Genomic DNA, 793 nt, shown 5'->3' with positions numbered 1-793 from the left:
TATCTTGGCTACCGTTACTGCATCATCAGCTATCTTGCCTGTAGTTATGGAATTGTTCGCAATACTTAATGCTGCGTCTGCCAGAACGGAGTTTGCCAAAGTGCTGGCACTGTTCACCTGAATAATACCGTCTGTAGACAGTGTCTTGCCTAAGCCTGTTGCTGTAGTATTCACCGAAAGCGTACCGTCAGGAGCAATATTTATTGTAGGATTGGCAGCTGCCTGTTTTACAACTCCCAGAGTTGTACTTGCCGTTGGAACACTAACCTTATAATCTGTAGTATTGCCGCTTACTGTTGAAGCTACAGTAGTATTGGTACCATTACTTAATGTTGTCAATTTCTGGTTTGACTGAACATTTGCTGCCGATACATCTACATTATAAGCCGTATTGTTTCCGCTGACAGAAGATGTTACCGTAGCCAAGCCGCTACCCGTAACCGAAGCCGTTTTTTGGTTGGACTGTACGGACGAAGGATTTATTTCAACAGTATAGGCCGTATTGTTGCCGCTTGTTGCTGAAGTTACTGTTGTAGTAGTACCGCTTACTACCGAACTGGTCTTGTCATTGGCAGCCACTACCGGAGCCAGATTCAATGCGGTGCTCGACACTCCGTTTACCACTGTAGTCAAATTTGAGCCTGATAAAGTAGTGGTAACCGTATTCACTGCCGCTGCCGTAGCCACTACCCCGTTTACGGTTGATGTGAGTGTGTTGGTACCATTATTAACCAATGTGTTTGTGGTGGCAGGTACCAAAGCTGACTGGTTTACCCATGTTGGTGCTCCTGTT

1 pseudogene is annotated in these 793 nt (G+C 45.5%); it reads right to left on the bottom strand.

Annotated features, from left to right (window positions below):
- Positions 1–793, bottom strand: a pseudogene (locus tag ASG38_RS00385) (hypothetical protein); the annotation flags it as partial.

It is taken from the genome of Flavobacterium sp. Leaf359 (assembly GCF_001423985.1).
Classification (GTDB): Bacteria; Bacteroidota; Bacteroidia; order Flavobacteriales; family Flavobacteriaceae; genus Flavobacterium; species Flavobacterium lindanitolerans.
Note: the sequence above shows the minus strand (reverse complement) of the source record. Positions and strands in the feature narration are given on the sequence as shown.